Source organism: Mycobacterium sp. NGS16 (genome assembly GCF_059813225.1).
This window is the reverse complement of the sequence record NZ_JCALEE010000004.1, coordinates 100,091-117,959: the sequence shown is the minus strand read 5'-3', so window position 1 is coordinate 117,959 and position 17,869 is coordinate 100,091. Positions and strand designations below refer to the sequence as shown.

General features: G+C 69.1%; 19 protein-coding genes. 12 read left to right on the top strand and 7 right to left on the bottom strand.

From position 1 onward, the window contains the following. Nucleotides 1-14 precede the first annotated feature (14 nt). The 8 genes from log (at nt 15) to glgC (ending at nt 7,132) form a co-directional block, all read left to right on the top strand. Nucleotides 15-578: a cytokinin riboside 5'-monophosphate phosphoribohydrolase gene (gene log, locus AC5Y4Q_RS12235; RefSeq protein ID WP_064920041.1), complete on the top strand. Its 564-nt coding sequence runs from the start codon at nt 15-17 to the stop codon at nt 576-578. A 97-nt stretch (nt 579-675) separates the two neighbouring features. After that, the gene (gene fadD6, locus AC5Y4Q_RS12230; RefSeq protein WP_125224754.1) at nt 676-2,463 is read left to right on the top strand and encodes a long-chain-acyl-CoA synthetase FadD6; all 1,788 of its coding nucleotides are present in this window, start codon (nt 676-678) and stop codon (nt 2,461-2,463) included. Between the two features lie 87 nt (nt 2,464-2,550). After that, the gene (gene folP / locus AC5Y4Q_RS12225; RefSeq protein WP_234786481.1) at nt 2,551-3,375 is read left to right on the top strand and encodes a dihydropteroate synthase; all 825 of its coding nucleotides are present in this window, start codon (nt 2,551-2,553) and stop codon (nt 3,373-3,375) included. Then, nucleotides 3,372-4,325 carry a glucosyl-3-phosphoglycerate synthase gene (locus AC5Y4Q_RS12220; RefSeq protein WP_064920038.1) on the top strand — a complete coding sequence of 318 codons (954 nt, stop codon included), beginning with the start codon at nt 3,372-3,374 and terminating at the stop codon, nt 4,323-4,325. Before folP ends, AC5Y4Q_RS12220 begins: the two co-directional genes overlap by 4 nt. 19 nt (nt 4,326-4,344) lie before the next feature. Next, entirely contained in the window at nt 4,345-4,656 is a 312-nt protein-coding gene (locus tag AC5Y4Q_RS12215; protein ID WP_064920037.1) for a DivIVA domain-containing protein, read from the top strand. Next, entirely contained in the window at nt 4,653-5,234 is a 582-nt protein-coding gene (locus tag AC5Y4Q_RS12210) for a DNA-3-methyladenine glycosylase I (protein WP_064920036.1), read from the top strand. The genes AC5Y4Q_RS12215 and AC5Y4Q_RS12210 overlap by 4 nt, the downstream gene beginning before the upstream one ends. A gap of 158 nt (nt 5,235-5,392) precedes the next feature. Further along, nucleotides 5,393-5,560, top strand: a complete 168-nt coding sequence (locus AC5Y4Q_RS12205; protein ID WP_003885506.1) for a DUF3117 domain-containing protein — start codon at nt 5,393-5,395, stop codon at nt 5,558-5,560. A gap of 357 nt (nt 5,561-5,917) precedes the next feature. After that, complete coding sequence (gene glgC, locus AC5Y4Q_RS12200; RefSeq protein ID WP_065019283.1) at nt 5,918-7,132, top strand: glucose-1-phosphate adenylyltransferase; 1,215 nt, start codon at nt 5,918-5,920, stop codon at nt 7,130-7,132. Between the two features lie 30 nt (nt 7,133-7,162). On the opposite strand, the gene AC5Y4Q_RS12195 is transcribed toward glgC, so the two are convergent. The 6 genes from AC5Y4Q_RS12195 to AC5Y4Q_RS12170 form a co-directional block, all read right to left on the bottom strand. Continuing rightward, entirely contained in the window at nt 7,163-8,326 is a 1,164-nt protein-coding gene (locus AC5Y4Q_RS12195) for a DUF2599 domain-containing protein (protein ID WP_328589398.1), read from the bottom strand. Between the two features lie 96 nt (nt 8,327-8,422). After that, on the bottom strand, nt 8,423-9,097 hold the full coding sequence (locus AC5Y4Q_RS12190; RefSeq protein ID WP_125224755.1) for a methyltransferase family protein: 675 nt from the start codon (nt 9,095-9,097) through the stop codon (nt 8,423-8,425). A gap of 10 nt (nt 9,098-9,107) precedes the next feature. Then, on the bottom strand, nt 9,108-10,748 hold the full coding sequence (locus AC5Y4Q_RS12185) for an ABC transporter permease (protein ID WP_185746588.1): 1,641 nt from the start codon (nt 10,746-10,748) through the stop codon (nt 9,108-9,110). Continuing rightward, entirely contained in the window at nt 10,745-11,650 is a 906-nt protein-coding gene (locus tag AC5Y4Q_RS12180) for an ABC transporter ATP-binding protein (protein ID WP_064923188.1), read from the bottom strand. The genes AC5Y4Q_RS12185 and AC5Y4Q_RS12180 overlap by 4 nt, the downstream gene beginning before the upstream one ends. After that, nucleotides 11,640-12,275 carry a TetR/AcrR family transcriptional regulator gene (locus AC5Y4Q_RS12175; RefSeq protein ID WP_064923186.1) on the bottom strand — a complete coding sequence of 212 codons (636 nt, stop codon included), beginning with the start codon at nt 12,273-12,275 and terminating at the stop codon, nt 11,640-11,642. Before AC5Y4Q_RS12175 ends, AC5Y4Q_RS12180 begins: the two co-directional genes overlap by 11 nt. Before the next feature lie 140 nt (nt 12,276-12,415). Beyond that, entirely contained in the window at nt 12,416-13,084 is a 669-nt protein-coding gene (locus AC5Y4Q_RS12170; RefSeq protein ID WP_064923184.1) for an O-methyltransferase, read from the bottom strand. Nucleotides 13,085-13,276: 192 nt separating this feature from the next. Here AC5Y4Q_RS12170 and sigE point away from each other — a divergent pair, with 192 nt between their 5' ends. From sigE to tatB, 4 genes are all read left to right on the top strand, one after another. After that, nucleotides 13,277-14,065: an RNA polymerase sigma factor SigE gene (gene sigE / locus AC5Y4Q_RS12165; RefSeq protein ID WP_419179712.1), complete on the top strand. Its 789-nt coding sequence runs from the start codon at nt 13,277-13,279 to the stop codon at nt 14,063-14,065. 134 nt (nt 14,066-14,199) lie between these two features. Beyond that, nucleotides 14,200-14,607: an anti-sigma E factor RseA gene (gene rseA / locus AC5Y4Q_RS12160; protein WP_064923200.1), complete on the top strand. Its 408-nt coding sequence runs from the start codon at nt 14,200-14,202 to the stop codon at nt 14,605-14,607. 83 nt (nt 14,608-14,690) lie between these two features. Beyond that, complete coding sequence (gene htrA, locus AC5Y4Q_RS12155) at nt 14,691-16,190, top strand: serine protease HtrA (RefSeq protein ID WP_499959125.1); 1,500 nt, start codon at nt 14,691-14,693, stop codon at nt 16,188-16,190. 11 nt (nt 16,191-16,201) lie between these two features. After that, nucleotides 16,202-16,585, top strand: a complete 384-nt coding sequence (tatB, locus tag AC5Y4Q_RS12150) for a Sec-independent protein translocase protein TatB (RefSeq protein ID WP_125224757.1) — start codon at nt 16,202-16,204, stop codon at nt 16,583-16,585. Nucleotides 16,586-16,685: 100 nt separating this feature from the next. On the opposite strand, the gene AC5Y4Q_RS12145 is transcribed toward tatB, so the two are convergent. Beyond that, complete coding sequence (locus AC5Y4Q_RS12145; RefSeq protein ID WP_064923178.1) at nt 16,686-17,843, bottom strand: Mrp/NBP35 family ATP-binding protein; 1,158 nt, start codon at nt 17,841-17,843, stop codon at nt 16,686-16,688. Nucleotides 17,844-17,869: the final 26 nt, after the last annotated feature.

The following is a 17,869-nucleotide window of genomic DNA, read 5'->3' as shown; positions in this document are numbered from 1 at the left end:
ATAGCCTTTCGGCTGTGCGGGGCAGTGATTGGGCGGTGTGTGTCTACTGCGCGTCCGGACCGACTGATCCGGCGCTGTTGGCGCTGGCCACCAAGGTCGGTGCCGCGATTGCCGAGCGGGGCTGGACGCTGGTGTGGGGCGGCGGCAACGTCTCGGCGATGGGGGCGCTGGCGGTGGCCGTCCGCCAGCACGGCGGCCGCACCGTCGGGGTGATCCCCAAGGCCCTGCTGCACCGCGAGGTGGCCGACGTGGAATCCGACGAGCTGATCGTCACCGACACCATGCGGGAGCGCAAGCAGATCATGGACGAACGCGCGGACGCCTTCCTGACCCTGCCCGGCGGCATCGGCACGCTGGAGGAACTGTTCGAAACCTGGACCGGCGGGTATCTGGGCCTGCACGACAAACCGGTGGTGCTGCTGGACCCCGACGGCCACTACGACGGGCTGTGGACCTGGCTGTCCGGGTTGACCGAGGCGGGCTTCGTGTCGCGGCGCGCGATGGATCGGCTGGTGGTGGTCGACGAGCTGGAGGCGGCGCTGGCCGCCTGCTCACCCGATACCGCCGGTATCGATTAGGCTGTGTCTTCGCAGGCGACCCACTGCGCCCGGCTCCGCCGTGCTCGCGATCGCCTGGGCTATCTGTGAGCACTGGCGAAAATCGAGGGGAACCAAGGTGTCCGACCACGACTCCCGAGCCGTCACCCGGGTCGGACTGACCGACATCGTGACTCGGTTGCCCGGCCTGGCGGCCGACGCTCCGACGATCCTGCGCGGGTTGCGGACCGGGCTGCTGGCCCGACCCACCTCCAAGGCGTCGATCGGCAAGGTGTTCCAGGAGCGCGCCGCGCGTTTCGGGGACCGGGTGTTCATCCGGTTCGGTGACCAGCACCTGACCTACCGCGAGGCCAACGCGACCGTGAACCGCTACGCCGCGGTGCTGGCGGCCCGCGGGATCGGGCACGGCGACGTGGCGGCGATCATGTTGCGCAACTCACCCAACGCGGTGTTGATGATGCTGGCCGTTGCCAAGTGCGGCGCCGTCGCCGGTATGGTCAACTACCACCAGCGGGGCGACGTGCTGGCCCACAGCCTTGGTCTGCTCGACGCCAAAGTCCTTGTCGCGGAGGCGGATCTGGTAGATGCCGTCACCGAGTGCGGCGCACCGATCGAGCCGGTGACCATCGAGGAGTTCGAGCGGCTGGCCGCCACCGCGCCCGACGGAAATCCGGCCTCGGTGGAGGCCGTGCTGGCCAAGGACACCGCGTTCTACATCTTCACCTCGGGCACCACCGGCTACCCCAAAGCCAGTGTGATGACTCACTACCGCTGGCTGCGGGCGCTGGCCACCTTCGGTGGGATCGGGCTTCGGCTGCGCGGCAACGACACGCTGTACTGCTGCCTGCCGCTGTACCACAACAACGCGCTGACGGTCGCGGTGTCGTCGGTGCTCAACGCGGGCGCGACGCTGGCGCTGGGCCGCTCGTTCTCGGCATCGCGGTTCTGGGACGAGGTCATCGGCTATGACGCGACGGCGTTCGTCTACATCGGCGAAGTCTGCCGGTATCTGCTCAACCAGCCGCCCAGGCCGACCGACCGGACACACCGGGTGCGGGTGATCTGCGGCAACGGGCTGCGCCCGGAGATCTGGGACGAGTTCACCCGCCGGTTCGGGATCAAGCGGGTCTGCGAGTTCTACGCGGCCAGTGAGAGCAACACCGCGTTCCTCAACGTGTTCAACGTGCCGCGCAGCACCGGCGTCTACCCGCTGCCGCTGGCCTACGTGCAGTACGACCCCGACACCGGACAACCGTTGCGGGGTGACGACGGCTGGGTGCTCAAGGTGCCGTCCGGGCAGCCCGGCCTGCTGCTGAGCCCGGTCAACAGGTTCTCCCCGTTCGACGGCTACACCGACCCGGAGGCCACCGAGAAAAAGCTGGTGCGCAACGCCTTCAAGGACGGCGACTGCTGGTTCAACACCGGCGACCTGATGAGGCCGCAAGGCATGGGGCACGCCGCGTTCGCCGACCGGCTCGGGGACACCTTCCGCTGGAAGGGCGAGAACGTCGCCACCACGCAGGTCGAGGCCGCGATCGATGCCGACGAATCGGTCGAGGAGTGCGCGGTCTACGGTGTCGAGGTTCCCGACACCGGTGGCCGGGCCGGGATGGCCGCGGTCAAACTGCACGACCGGGCGACGTTCGACGGCCGTGGACTGGCCGCGGTGGTCTACGATCGGCTGCCCTCATACGCGGTGCCGTTGTTCGTGCGGTTGGTGGAGTCGATGGAGCACACCTCGACGTTCAAAAGCCGCAAGGTGGAGCTGCGCGAGCAGGGTTACGGTGCCGGCGGGGCCGCCATCGCCGACCCGCTGTACGTGCTGGCCGGCCGCGACGAGGGCTACGTCCCTTACTACGCCGAGTACCCCGGCGAAGTGGCCGCCGGTAAGCGACCGCAGGGCTGACGCGGCGGGCGCGGGGTCACCGGGCACCATAGAGCAGTGCAGTCCACCCTCTGCGGTCGTCCGGTGGCGGCTGATCGCGCGCTGATCATGGCGATCGTCAACCGCACCCCCGACTCGTTCTACGACGCGGGTGCCACCTTCAGTGACGAGGCGGCCAAATCCGCGGTGCACGCCGCGGTCGCCGACGGCGCCGACGTCATCGACGTGGGCGGAGTCAAGGCGGGGCCGGGGGAGACCGTCGACGCCGACACCGAGACCGCCCGGGTGGTTCCCTTCATCGAGTGGCTGCGCAGCGCCTATCCCGACCAGCTGATCAGCGTCGACACCTGGCGCTCGGAGGTGGCCAAACGCGCCTGTGCTGCCGGCGCAGATCTGATCAACGACACCTGGGGCGGGGTGGATCCGGAGCTGCCCGCGATCGCCGCGGAGTTCGGTACCGGCCTGGTGTGTTCGCACACCGGCGGCGCCGCGCCGCGCACCCGCCCGTTCCGGGTGAGCTACGGCACAGGCGTCGACGGGGTGGTGGACGCGGTGATCGGCGAGGTCACCGCGGCCGCCGAGCGGGCGGTGGCGGCCGGGGTGGCGCGTGACCGGATCCTGATCGACCCCACCCATGATTTCGGCAAGAACACCTTCCACGGGCTAGCGTTGTTGCGACACACGGAGAGGCTGGTCGGTACCGGATGGCCGGTACTGATGGCGCTCTCCAACAAAGACTTCATCGGGGAGACTCTCGGTGTGGGTCTGACCGAACGACTGGAGGGAACGCTGGCGGCCACCGCCTTAGCGGCGGCCGCCGGAGCCCGGATGTTTCGGGTACACGAGGTCGGGCCGACCCGGCGCGTGCTGGAGATGGTGGCATCGATCCAGGGCGTGCGGGCCCCGACCCGCACAGTAAGGGGACTGGCATGACAGACCTGGCTGACCAGGGTCTGGACTCCCTGCTGGGCGGCACCCGGCTGGCCGCCCGCACCTGGAGCCGTCCGGATTGGACGGTGGCCGAACTGATCGCCGCCAAGGCCGGCCGCACCGTCTCGGTGGTGCTGCCGGCGTTGAACGAGCAGGCGACCATCGAGTCGGTCATCGACAGCATCACCCCGCTGGTCGGCAACCTGGTCGACGAACTGATCGTGCTGGACTCCGGCTCCACCGATGACACCGAGATCCGCTCCATCGCCGCCGGTGCCCGCGTCGTCAGCCGTGAGCAGGCCGTCCCCGAAGTCCCCCCGCAGCCCGGCAAGGGGGAAGCGCTGTGGCGGTCGCTGGCCGCCACCAGCGGCGACATCGTGGTGTTCGTGGATTCCGACCTCATCGACCCCGATCCGATGTTCGTCCCCAACCTGCTCGGGCCGCTGCTCACCGGAGACGGCATCCACCTGGTCAAGGGTTTCTACCGCCGGCCGCTGAAGGTCAACGGCACCGAGGACGCCACCGGCGGTGGCCGGGTCACCGAGCTGGTCGCCCGGCCGCTGCTGACCGCGCTGCGACCCGACCTGGGCGCGGTGCTGCAGCCGCTGGGCGGGGAGTATGCGGGCAGCCGCGAGCTGCTGGCGTCGGTACCGTTCGCGCCCGGCTACGGCGTGGAGATCGGGCTGCTGATCGACACCTACGACCGGCTGGGGCTGGAGGCGATCGCTCAGGTCAATCTGGGGGTGCGGGCACACCGCAACCGTCCGTTGGCGGAGTTGGCCGTGATGAGCCGGCAGGTCGTCGCCACCCTGCTGTCGCGGTGCGGCGTCCCGGACTCCGGCGTCGGGCTCACCCAGTTCTTCGCCGACGGCCCAGAGGGGTTGGACTACCTGCCGCGCACCACGCCGCTGTCGCTGGTCGACCGGCCGCCGATGAACACCCTGCGCCACTGAATGAGGCACTATCGATGCCGTGACACTGGTGTTGCTGTATCTCGTCGTGCTCGTCCTGACCGCGCTGCTGCTGTTCGGAGTGGCCAGCGTGCTGTTCGGCCGGGGTGAGCAGCTGCCGCCGCTGCCCCGGGCGACGACGGCGACCATGCTGCCGGCCTCCGGGGTCACCGGCGCCGACGTCGAGGCGGTCAAGTTCTCCCAGGTGCTGCGCGGTTACAACACCAGCGAGGTCGATTGGGTGCTGGAGCGGCTCGGCGCAGAGCTCGACCAACTGCGCGGGCAGCTTGCCGCGGCACAGGCCCTCGTCGAGAACTCCTCGGGGCCGAGTTGAGCACCCCGGCCGAGGACGGCCTGGTCCGGTGTGGCTGGTCTGACGGGTCGGCGCTGTACCGCGACTACCACGACCAGGAGTGGGGACGCCCGGTGCGTGACGCGACCGCCCTGTTCGAGCGGATCAGCTTGGAGGCCTTCCAGAGCGGCCTGTCGTGGCTGGTGATTCTGCGGAAACGGGAGAATTTCCGGCGCGCGTTCGCCGATTTCGACGTCGAGACCGTCGCGCGCTTCACCGACGCCGACGTGGCACGGCTGATGGACGATGCCGGCATCGTGCGCAACCGGGCCAAGATCGAGGCGACGATCGCCAACGCCCGGGCAACCATCGCCTTGGGAGCCACCGATTTGGCGGAGCTGTTGTGGTCATTCGCGCCGCCGCCGCGTCCCCGCCCGGTGAACCTGTCGGCAATTCCGGCCGTCACGCCGGAATCGACGGCGATGGCGCGCGAATTGAAGCGGCGCGGGTTCCGATTCGTCGGACCCACCACCGCGTACGCGTTGATGCAGGCCACGGGCATGGTTGACGACCATCTCCAGGCGTGTTGGGTGCCGCCGGTAAGCGCAAAGATCCACTAAAATGCAACTCCGGAATCGGGTCTTGTGCACGCGGCGTCCCCGATAGGGGAGAATGGCGGAGTGAATTTGCAGTTCGATGCCGGACGCTGCGACCGCGGTGCACAGCCGGCGCAGATCAAGGGCACGGCCGATGGGCTGGTACCTGGAGGGAGCACTCGATGGCGGCGATGAAGCCCCGGACCGGTGACGGTCCACTGGAAGCGACCAAAGAGGGGCGCGGCATCGTGATGCGGGTACCACTCGAAGGTGGCGGACGGCTGGTCGTCGAGTTGACTCCGGACGAGGCCGCTGCACTCGGCGACGAACTCAAGGCCGTCACCAGCTGACCCCGGTTGGGCTGGCTAGCCGCAGCTGTCGATAGATCGTCGGGGTCCGCTCCGTCGCGCCGGTCCTGGGTCGCCGGGCCCGATGGCGCATAGCCGGACGGACGGGCGAACACTATTGCTGCCGAGAGTAATTCGCGGACCTGCCGCGCAGGCAGGGTCCGCTGGATCGTGCTGGATCCCGCTGGGCGTCCACCTGGTTCGTGACGGGGACGCCCGCATCGCCGTCGATCTCCGGAGCTTATCCCCGGCCGGTACCACGGCCCCGCGGGTGTCCGATGATCCGGCAATCTGCGCAGAACCCGCCCAATCGTGCGGTCCGGCTGGCAGGGTACCGAACCGGCCGATAGGTTTGGGGCTATGAGGGAATCGCCGCACGTGCTGGGCATCGTGCTGGCCGGTGGGGAGGGCAAGCGGCTGCACCCGCTGACCGCGGACCGGGCCAAGCCGGCGGTCCCCTTCGGGGGCGCCTACCGGTTGATCGATTTCGTGTTGTCGAATCTGGTCAACGCGCGCTACCTGCGGATCTGTGTTCTGACGCAGTACAAGTCGCATTCGCTGGACCGGCACATCTCGCAGAACTGGCGACTGAGCGGACTGGCCGAGGAGTACATCACCCCGGTGCCGGCGCAGCAGCGGCTCGGGCCGCGGTGGTACACCGGGTCGGCCGACGCCATCTATCAGTCGCTGAACCTGATCTTCGACGAAGACCCGGACTACATCGTGGTTTTCGGGGCGGACCATGTCTACCGGATGGACCCCGAACAGATGGTGCGCTTCCATATCGACAGCGGAGCCGGCGCGACGGTCGCCGGGGTTCGGGTGCCGCGCGCCGAGGCGTCGTCGTTCGGCTGCATCGACGCCGACGACTCCGGGCGGATCCGCCGCTTCCTGGAGAAGCCGGCGAATCCGCCCGGCACGCCCGATGATCCCGACAGTGCGTATGTGTCGATGGGCAACTACGTCTTCACCACCAAAGTGCTGATCGACGCGATCCGCGCCGACGCCGACGACGACCATTCCGACCACGACATGGGCGGCGACATCATTCCCCGCCTGGTCACCGACGGGATGGCCGCCGTCTACGACTTCACCGACAACGAGGTGCCCGGCGCCACCGAGCGCGACCGGGGCTACTGGCGCGACGTCGGAACCCTCGACGCGTTCTACGACGCCCACATGGATCTGGTCTCGGCGCACCCGATCTTCAATCTGTACAACAAACGCTGGCCGATCCACGGCGCGACGGAGAACCTGGCGCCGGCGAAGTTCGTCAACGGGGGGACGGCGCAGGAGTCGGTGGTGGGCGCGGGCAGTGTCATCTCGGCTGGCTCGGTACGCAATTCGGTGTTGTCGTCGAACGTCGTGATCGACGACGGCGCGATCGTGGAGGACAGCGTCATCATGCCCGGGACGCGGGTCGGCCGCGGCGCGGTGGTGCGGCACGCGATCCTGGACAAGAACGTGGTGGTCGGCCCCGGGGAGATGATCGGTGTCGACCTGGAGAAGGACCGCGAGCGGTTCTCGATCAGCGCCGGCGGCGTGGTCGCGGTCGGCAAGGGCGTCTGGATTTAGCGCCGGGCGCCGCAAGTCGCCGCCCCAGGTCTAGAACGGTTCTTCGGCGCCGCCGGGATTGCAGCCGTTGGCCAACAGGGTCAAGGTGCTGACGACCGGTCGCCACGGCTCCAGATTCCAACTGGTCTTGCCGGGCTGGATGAATTCGGCAAACTGCCAGTGGCACAGGAACTGTTCGCGCATGCCGGGTGTGTCGGCGTCCGGGTGGCGGTTCACCACCTCCGACCAGGCGTGCTCGCCCTGGCGCAGGGTGCCGGGCTCGCCGGCCTCGGTTCGGCCGGTGTCGGTCGGGTAGACCCGAAGGCTGGTCCCGTCTTCGTAGGTCACCCACTGGGTGTGATCGACGTAGGGCGCTGCGCTGATGCCCGCGGCGCCCAGCCAGCCGCCCGCGCCGCCGAATCCGCCGGCGCCGCCCTCGCCGCCGGCGCCGCCGTCGCCGCCACGGCCGAACAACAGCCCGCCCGCACCGCCGTCGCCCCCGGCGCCGCCCACGCCGCCGGCCCCGCCGGTTCCCCCGATGCCCATGAACCAGCCGCCGGCACCACCATCGCCGCCGGCGGCGCCGATAGCACCGAGACCGCCGGCCCCGCCGTGGCCGAAGAGTCCCGCGTCGCCGCCGGCACCACCGTCGGCACCGGCTCCGCCGTTGCCGAACAGGAACCCGCCGTCACCGGCGTCGCCGAACCAGCCCCACTGGCCGAACAGGCTGGAGTTGACGCCGTCGAAGCCGTCAATCCCGTCGCCGATCAGATCGCGGCCGAAGAGGGCGACAAACGGTGCGTTGACCAAGCCCATGCTGAGCTCGCCCAACGGGTCGGCAATCCACTCGTTCAGCCCGTTGTGCAGCGGCGTGTAGAGGAGTTGGTTCACCCAGTCGGTGGCGTCGAGGGACTGGCCCGGTCCCGGCCAGGCCAGCACTGCGTCGATGACGTCGGAGAACAGCTTGTTCGTCGACGGGGGAAGTTGATCGGTGAAGGACTGAGCCAGCGCCATCAGACTGCCCAGGTCGAGACCGCCCGCCGCGCTTCCGGCGACCGCCACCGGTTCCGCGGCCGCGAACATCCAATCCCAATCCGCCTGCGCGGGCCCGGCGGCCGGCAGCGGGGCGGCGCCGACCATCAGGGCGCCCGCGGCGGCAGCGGCTGCCCGGACCGGCGAGATCGTCCAGCCACCGCCGCGCTCGAGTGTGCGCATGGCCACCAACCTCTCTGAGTCGCCGCGCTAACAGCTAGCGCTCAGGGAACTATAAGGCAATGGCGCGCCGGGTCCGGCCGATTAAAGCCCGCCGGCTTACCAGAGATAGGGCAGCAGACGGTAGCGGACGCGTTCGGTGTATTCGCGGTAACCAGTGAGCTCTTGGGTCAGCAACTGTTCCTCGTCGAGGATGCGCAGCATCAGCAGGGCCATACCCGGCAACAGCAGAACCAGGCCCCAATAGGAGCCGAGCGCCAGCGGCACGCCGGCCATCAGGAGGACATTGCCGGTGTACATCGGGTGGCGCACCAGCCCGTACAGGCCCGTGGAGACCAGCGTCTGCCCCGCCTCGACGGTGACGTTGGCTGCCGCATAACCGTTTTGGACGATAACGGCCATGGCCAGAACAAGTCCGGCCGCCACCAGGACGTCGCCGAGCAGGCACACCGCCGTCGGCACGGTCGTCCATCCGAAGCGGTGATCTAACGCGCTGATGACGAACAGCGCCGGAAAGCAGATGAAGATGGCGGTGATGACGATCCGCTGCAGTGGCCGGGTCTCGGCCAGCGGGCCGACCCGCATCCGCCGATCCAGCGCGGCCGGATTGGTGCGCATCAGATAGACACTGGGAATCCAGGTGGACAGCGCGAACACCGCGAGGAACACCCAGGCCTGCCAGTAGTGCAGTGTCCCGGCGGGCGCGAACAGCAGCACTCCGAATGCGATCAGGCCCAAAAGGGCTGAAACGAATCCTTTGCCAACAGCGTTCATCTGTGCCTCCTCAGATCTGCAGATCCCTGCGGCGGAATGCCCGGGCGCCCGCGGCGATCAGGGCGGCATCGAGAGTCAACAGCACCGCGAGCGGCACGATGCTGAAGCTCTCGCCACCGACCAGCGGGATATGGGCGAACGGCTCGAGGTCGAGGACCCACTGCGGCAGACCAGAAATCGTGCCGAGCAGATACAGCGCGACGAACCCGATCAACACCGCCCATGCCGCGGGAGCAAAGCGGGGGATGGACCCGAAAAGTGCCACCGCAACGGCGGCGGGCAGCCAGACCGCCGGCAGCTGCACGGCGGCGCTGCCGATCACGGTGGCCAACTGTGCGCCGACATCGCCGGCCGCCACCCCGTAGACGGTCCCGGCCACCACGCCGGCGGCCAGGATCGCCGTTGCCGATCCGGCCAGCGCGATCACCAGATGGCTTGCCAGCCACCGGGTTCGACTTAAGGACCCGGCGAGCAGCGTCTCGGCGCGGGCTGCGGCCTCCTCCTGGTGCAGCCGCAGCACCAGCGACACCGCGAACGCGGCTGCCACCATGCCCAGCATGGTGAACGCCACCGCGACGAAGGCCTGCTCCAGCGCCGCGGTCCCGCCCAGCCGGACGACGATGTCGCGGGCGCTGTCGCTGCCGACCTCGTCGGCGATTCCATGCACCACGCTGCCGACCAGCAGCCCGTAGAGCACCAGGGCAGTCGTCCACAGCAGCAACGCACCGCGATCGAGTCGCCACGCCAGGCCGAACGCCCCGGCCAGCGTCGGCGCCGCCCGGCGCGGCCCCGGACGGTCGGGCAGCAGCCCGGCGCCGACATCCCGGCGGGCGGCGAGCCGGTAGGCCAGCCAGGTGAGCGCGGCCGTGGCCGTCAGGTGCAGCAGCAACACCCCCCAGCGGTCACCCGCGTAGGGCCGGACCTGCAGCGACCAGCCGAGCGGTGAGAGCCACGACAATCCGCCGGAGCCGGCGTCGCCGACCGCTCGCAGCGTGAAGGCGGCGGCAAGCACGCTGAACGCGGCGCCGCGGGCGAACCGGGCGCCGGGAGACAACTGCGCGGCCACGGCGGCCACGGCGGTGAACACCAGCCCGGAGCAGGCCAGTGCGGCCCCGAACGCCCACGACCCGGCCGCCGGAACATCGGTGGTCAGCAGGCCTGCCGCACCGATCACACCGGTGGTCAGCGACGCGCCCGCCGCCAGCAGTAGCGCGCCGGTCAACCCGGCATAGCGGCCCACCGCGGTCGAGTCGATCAGCTCGCTGCGGCCGGTCTCCTCGTCGGCACGGGTGTGCCGGATGACGGTCAGGATCACCGCCACCGCGATGAGCAGATGAAATATCCCCGCCTTCCAGATGCCCACCGCGCCGAGACTGTCGTTGTAGACCTGGCCGTACATCGCGCGCTGCGCCGGGCTGGCCATGATGGTCGCGGCCAGTCCGGCCCGGTCGGCGGCGGTGGGGTAGATGGCCTCGATGCTGGCGAGGTAAACGCTGGCCAACGGCAGCGACAGCAGCAGCACCCACAGCGGCAGCACGACGCGGTCGCGGCGCAGATAGAGCCGAAGCATGCCTAGGGTGCCGGAGAACTCCGACCCGCGCCTGGATGGCCGCGATCCCGGGTGCGCTTGGGGGACAACGGCGGTGCTCATGCCCGAACCGTGTCGTAGTGCCGCAAGAACAGCTCTTCCAGGGTCGGCGGCCGGCTGGTGAGGCTGCGCACGCCGGCCGCGCCCAGAACGGCGATGAGCTCACCCAGGCTGGCGCCGTCGACCTGCGCGTGCAAGACGGTGCCGTGGTAGCGCACGTCCACCACCCCGGGAATACGGGTGAGATCGCCGGGGTCACTGAGCAGGTCGGCTTGGATCGAGGTGCGGTGCAGGTGACGCAGCGAATCCAGTGAGCCGCTTTCGATGACGCGCCCGGCCCGGATGATCGTCACCCGCTGGCACAGTGCTTCGGTCTCGGCCAGGATATGGCTGGACAGCAGGACGGTGGCCCCGCGCTGGCTCGCCTCGGCGACGCACTGCTGGAAGACGTTCTCCATCAACGGGTCCAGGCCGCTGCTGGGCTCGTCGAGCAGCAGGAGCCGGGCCTGTGAGGAGAACGCCGAGATCAGGGATACCTTCTGGCGGTTGCCCTTCGAGTAGGTGCGGGCCTTCTTGGTCGGGTCCAGGTCGAAGCGCTCGATCAACTCGTCGCGCCGGCGCTCGTCGATGCCGCCGCGCATCCGGGCCAACAGGTCGATGATCTCGCCGCCGGTCAGCGACGGCCACAATGTGACATCGCCGGGCACGTAAGCGATCTCACGATGCAAGTCGACCGCGTCGGTCCAGGGGTCGCCGCCGAGCAGCCGCACTGTTCCGCTGTCGGCCTTGACCAGGCCGAGCAGGATCCGCAGGGTGGTGGACTTGCCGGCGCCGTTCGGGCCGAGGAAACCGTGGACCTCACCGGCGTAGACGGTGAGATCCAGTCCGTTGAGCGCCTTGACTGCACCGAAATTCTTCTCCAGTCCGCGGATTTCGATCGCCGGCCAGGGGTGCTCAGCTCGCATCGGTTGCTCCTTGTTGGGATGCCAGGAAGGCGTCGTACATGGTGCGGTCGGTCATCAGGCCCTCGGTGTAGATCTCCAACGCGGGCAGGAGCATGTCTTCGGCGTAGTCGCGCAGCACCGAGCGCAGGTCGGTCGGGTTCTGGTGCATCTGCAAATACAGCAGGAATCCACCTCCGCTGGTGATGGCCAGGTAGCGGGCTCTGGCCTTGGGATCGCGGCTGGGCTTGAGGGTGCCGGCACGCACGCCCTCGTCGAGGTAGCCCTCGGCGTTGTCGATCATCCGGCGCCACAACGTGTCTGCCAGCTGGCCGCCGGACTGCATGCTGCGCACCAGGTAGGCCATCAGCGACGCATAGGACTCGATCTCCGCCATCGCGGCGAACCAGGTCGCCGGGTCGGCCGAGCGCAGGGCCTCGGATTTTCCCGAGCGGATCTCTTCGGCGACGTACTCGTCGCAGGCAGCGCGCAGCCCGTCTTTGGAGCCGAAGTGGTGGATGACGAGGGCGGCGCTGACCCCGGCGGCCTCGGCGATCGCCCGGATGCTCACGCCGAACCCGTGTCGCCCGAACTGGTCGATGGCCGCATCACGGATTTTGGCGGTGGCCGTCAGATCCGCTGAACGCATGTTCAATACACTAAACGCGCGTTCAGGCGGGCGTCAAGAGTTTGCCCCATCCCGCGAGGGTGCGTGTTTGCCCGTCACCACGCGGCGAGTCGGGTACGACTGCGCACGTTCGCGTGCGACCGAGCGGAGAGCTGAGGCGTCTAGTCGCGGACGGCGGCCAGCAGCCCGTCGCCCAGCGGGATCAGAGCCGGGGTCAGCCGCTCGTCCTCGGCGATCAAGCGGGCCGCCTCACGCACCGCGATCACCTCGGCGTCGTTGGCCGCCGGGTCTCCGGCGCGACCGCCCAAGGCCGCCCGGTGCAGCACGACCACCCCGCCGGGCCGCAGCAGGCGCACCGCCTCCAGCACGTATCCCGGCAGGTCGATCGGGTCGGCGTCGACGAAAACCAGGTCGTAGGACTCGTCGGCGAGACGGGTCAGGACCTCCTGGGCGCGGCCACTGATGAACCGGGTCCGGCCGGGCCCGATCCCGGCATCGCCGAAGGCCTGCTTGGCGGTGCGCTGGTGTTCGGGCTCGATGTCGATGGTGGTCAACACGCCGTCTTCGCCCATGCCCGACAGCAGCCACAGTCCGCTGACGCCGGCCCCGGTGCCCACCTCGACCACTGCCTTGCCGCCGCTGAGTTTGGTCAACAGGCTCAACAACGCGCCCACCGCCGCACTGATCGAGGCGACGCCGATCTCACCAGCCCGGTCGCGGGCGGCGGCCAGAACCGCGTCTTCAGACATCGAGCCCTCGGCGTGTGCCAGGAGGGCGTCAGCCCGGCTGTGCGGCGGCTGCGGCCCGGAAGTGTCGTCGGTGCTGGCCATGTGCGCAGCGTAGGACACGGCCACCGGCGGGGGTGTACAGGCTCGCCCGCGCGACACGCCCGAGATGCAGCCCGTGTCCGAACCGTTATCCAGAGCCATCGGCGCACCGTACGGCGCATTCGAACACAAGTTCACAGTCGGCGTTCAGGGGCGGCACAGAGCCGACACACCGCGATGGGTAACCGTAGCGGCATGGAACGAGGTAGTAACCCTCGAAACGCTCGGAATACGAGGGCCCCGTCGCACGTTGACCGCGATACCACGCTGTCGTCGCCTGACGGCTGCCCGGATACGGAGGACGTCGCCATAACCACACTGCTGCCCCCGGTCGCCATGTCGCATCCGACCACCCACTCGGACCGCTACGCCGACACCGACTGGGTCGAGCCTTCCGACGAGCCGCAGGGGACCGCGGTTTTCGACGCCACCGGGGATGTGGCCGCGATGCCGTCCTGGGACGAGCTGGTGCGGCAGCACGCCGACCGGGTATACCGGCTGGCCTACCGCCTCTCCGGCAACCAGCAGGACGCCGAGGATCTCACCCAGGAGACCTTCATCCGGGTGTTCCGCTCACTGCACAACTACCAGCCCGGGACATTCGAGGGCTGGCTGCACCGGATCACCACCAACCTGTTCCTGGACATGGTGCGCCGGCGGGGCCGGGTTCGGATGGAGGCACTGCCCGAGGATTACGACCGGGTGCCGGCCGATGAGCCCGATCCCGAGCAGATCTACCACGACGCACGGCTGGACCCCGATCTGCAGGCGGCGCTGGATTCCTTGGCGCCGGAGTTCCGGGCGGCCGTCGTGCTGTGTGACATCGAGGGTCTCTCATACGAGGAGGTCGGGGCCACCCTCGGGGTGAAGCTGGGTACCGTGCGTAGCCGCATCCACCGGGGTCGGCAGGCGCTGCGCGACTACCTCGCCGACCGTCCCGGCCAGCGTGACGGTGCCGTCGCCGGCGGAGTCGCGGCCGGCTGAGTCCGCACCCCGGGACCGGGTTGCCGCATAAGGGCGCCTTCTCGCGCTACATTCTTATAAGGACATTTCTTATTGGGGCCTGTCTTCGGTGTAGACGCCGGGCATATGGGGCCGTGCGACGGAGGGAGTCCGTGGTGACGGAGCGGGGCGGTGTCTTCCGTCGCGCGTTCTCCTGGCTTCCCTCGCAGTTCGCCTCGCAGAGCGACGCGCCGGTCGGCGCCCCGCGCCAGTTCGGCTCCACCGAGCACCTGTGCAGCGAAGCGATCGCCGCCTACGTCGACGGCGAATTGCGGATGAACGCCCACCTGCGCGCCGCCCACCACCTGTCGTTGTGCCCGGACTGCGCCGCCGAAGTGGAGTATCAGAGCCGGGCCCGCTCGGCGCTACGCGATTCGCATCCGATCCGGATCCCCTCGGCCCTGCTCGGCTTGCTGGCCCAGATCCCCGACTGTCCCGCCGACTGTCCACCCGATGAGGCCACGACGCCGATGCCCGCCCGGTTCGCCGACGGCAAGCCGCAGGATCGCCGCAAACGTCGGTAAGGTGGATGCGATGCGGCGCCAGCGCGCCAGTAGCGCTTCGGTTGCGGCGCCTGGAAGCCGACGCGGGACCGGAAGAGGAATAGGTGAGCTCCAACAACGAGAACGCCGGCGGTAACCGCCTGGCGCCGCGGCCTGTCTACCGGCCCCCCGTGGACAACGCGTCCCAAAAGGCCTTCGGCCGGCCCGACGGGGTGCCCGGATCGTTCATCCCGGCCGAGGTGCGGCCCAAGAAGTACCGCGACCAGGGCGAGTACACCCCCCGCGACCTACCGCCGGACCCGGTGCTCAAGGAGGCGTTCGGGCGTCCCTTCGGTGCCGGCTCCTCCTTGCAGCGCCATCCCGCTGATGCCGGCGCATTGGAGCGCAACGGCAAGCCGGATGAGTTCACCGAGACCGACGACCCGTGGCGGGACCCCGCCGCCGGCGCTGCGCTCGGTGCGCCCGCGATCGTCCCGGCGCCGCCGCGGGCACCCGGTGAAGTGGGCGGTCGGCTCGGCGTGCGCGACGTGCTGTTCGGCGACCGGGTCTCCTACCGCGCGCTGGGCGTGCTGGCGGCGATCGCGCTGGCCATCGGCATGGTCGGGGGCTGGGTCGGGCGAACCACCGCACAGGTCGTCGAGGCGTTCACCACGTCGAAGGTGACCCTGTCCACCAAGGGCAACGCCGAAGAGCCGGCCGGGCGGTTCGCCAAGGTCGCCGAAGCGGTCGCCAATTCGGTGGTGACCGTCGAGTCCGTCAGCGACGACCAGGGGATGCAGGGTTCCGGGGTGGTCATCGACGGCAAGGGCTACATCGTCACCAACAACCACGTCATCTCCGAAGCGGCTAACAATCCCAGCAAGTTCAAGACCACGGTGGTGTTCAACGACGGCAAAGAGGTGCTGGCCAACCTGGTGGGGCGTGACCCGAAGACCGACTTGGCTGTGCTCAAGGTCGACAACGTCGACAACCTGAGCGTGGCGCGGCTCGGTGACTCGGACAAGGTCCGGGTCGGCGACGAGGTGATCGCGGCGGGGGCGCCGCTGGGGCTGCGCAGCACCGTGACCCACGGCATCATCAGCGCCCTGCACCGGCCGGTGCCGCTGTCCGGCGAGGACTCCGACACCGACACCGTCATCGACGCGGTGCAGACCGACGCTTCGATCAACCACGGCAACTCCGGGGGTCCGCTGATCGACATGGATTCGCAGGTCGTCGGCATCAACACCGCTGGAAAGTCGTTGTCCGACAGCGCCAGTGGTCTGGGTTTCGCGATCCCGGTCAACGAGATGAAGACGGTGGCCGAAGCGCTGATCAGAGACGGCAAGATCGTGCACCCCACGCTGGGGGTGAGCGCGCGGTCGGTCAGCAACGCCATCGCCTCGGGCGCGCAGATCGCCAACGTCAAGGTCGGCAGCTCTGCGGAGAAGGGCGGCATCCTGGAGAACGACGTGGTGGTCAAGATCGGTGACCGCACGGTCGCCAACGCCGACGAGTTCGTCGTGGCGGTGCGCCAATTGACCATCGGCAAGGAAGCGCCCGTCGAGGTGGTCCGCGACGGGCGGCACGTCACGCTGAACGTGACCCCCACCGGCGACGGCTAGATGTTCGGCTGATGTTCGCCAATGTCGGCTGGGGGGAGATGCTGGTCCTCGTGGTGGTCGGGTTGGTGATCCTGGGCCCGGAGCGGCTGCCGGGGGCGATCCGATGGACCGCCAACGCGCTGCGTCAGGCCCGCGAGTACGTCACCAGCGCCACCGATCAACTGCGCGCCGAGATGGGCCCGGAGTTCGATGACCTGCGCGTCCCGCTGAGCGAACTGCAGAAGCTTCGCGGGATGACTCCGCGGGCGGCGCTGACCAAGCATCTCCTCGACGGAGACGACTCGCTGTTCACCGCGGTCAGTTCCTTGGCCGAAGATCCGCGCGCCGCGGTACCGGCGCCGATCGCGGCTCCCAAACTCGCCGGGCCCGCCCCGTTCGACGCCGACGCGACCTGAGCCGCTGGCGACGCCGCGAGATTGAACTCACGCAGGTGCGCACTCGCACTTTTGCTGCAGGGTTTCACTCTCGCGAAGACCGCGATGCGGCGCAAGAGGTTCAGCGCCGGGTGCTGCCGGTGTTCAGCCCCAGCGACATCCCGACCAGCCCCCGTCCGCGGGTGGCCAGCTGATCGGCGATTCGACGCAGTTCCTTGCCGGCCGCCGAGTCCGGGGTGAGCACCACCGGGGACCCGGAGTCGCCGCCGGTCACCATCTCACTGTCGATCGGCACCTGACCCAGCAGCGGCACGTCGCGGCCCATCGCCCGGGTCAGCCGCTCGGCGACCCGCTCGCCACCGCCCTCGCCGAACAGGTGCATGGTGGACCCGTCGGGCATCGCCAGCCCGGCCATGTTCTCCACCACACCGACCACCTGCTGGCGGGTCTGCAGGGCGATCGCCCCGGCCCGCTCGGCCACCTCCGCGGCGGCCTGCTGCGGGGTCGTCACCACCAGGATCTCGGCCGGGGGAACCAGCTGGGCCACCGAGATGGCGATGTCCCCGGTGCCCGGCGGTAGGTCGAGCAGCAGCACATCCAGGTCGCCCCAGTAGACATCGGCGAGGAATTGCTGCAACGCCCGGTGCAGCATCGGGCCGCGCCAGACCACCGGAGTGTTGCCCTTGGTGAACATCGCGATCGAGATCACCTTCACGCCGTATCCGATCGGCGGCATGATCATCGAGTCCACCTGGGTCGGCAGTGCGGTGACGCCCATCATCCGCGGCACCGAGTGGCCGTAGATGTCGGCATCGAGCACCCCGACCGACAGGCCGCGCTCGGCCAGCGCGACAGCCAGATTGACTGTGACACTGGACTTTCCGACCCCGCCCTTGCCCGAGGCGATCGCGTACACCTTGGTCAGTGAACCCGGCTGCGCGAACGGGATCACCGGCTCCTTGGCGTCGCCGCGCAGCTGTTTGCGCAGCTCGGCGCGCTGCTCGTCGCTGAACACGTCCAGGCTCACCTTGACCGGGCCGGTGCCGGGCACGTCGTTGATCGCGCGGGTCACCATGTTGGTGATCTCGGTCTTCATCGGACAGCCGGCGATCGTCAGGTAGATCGTGACGTGCACGCTGTGGTCCTCAGCGATCTCGATGCTTTTGACCATGCCCAGCTCGGTGATCGGACGCTGAATGTCGGGGTCCAACACGGTGCCCAGCGCGGCGTAGATCGCGTCGTGCAGGGCGGCGGTGTCGTCGTCTTGTGTCTTGGACATCGAAGACGAGTCTAGTGGGCGCCAGC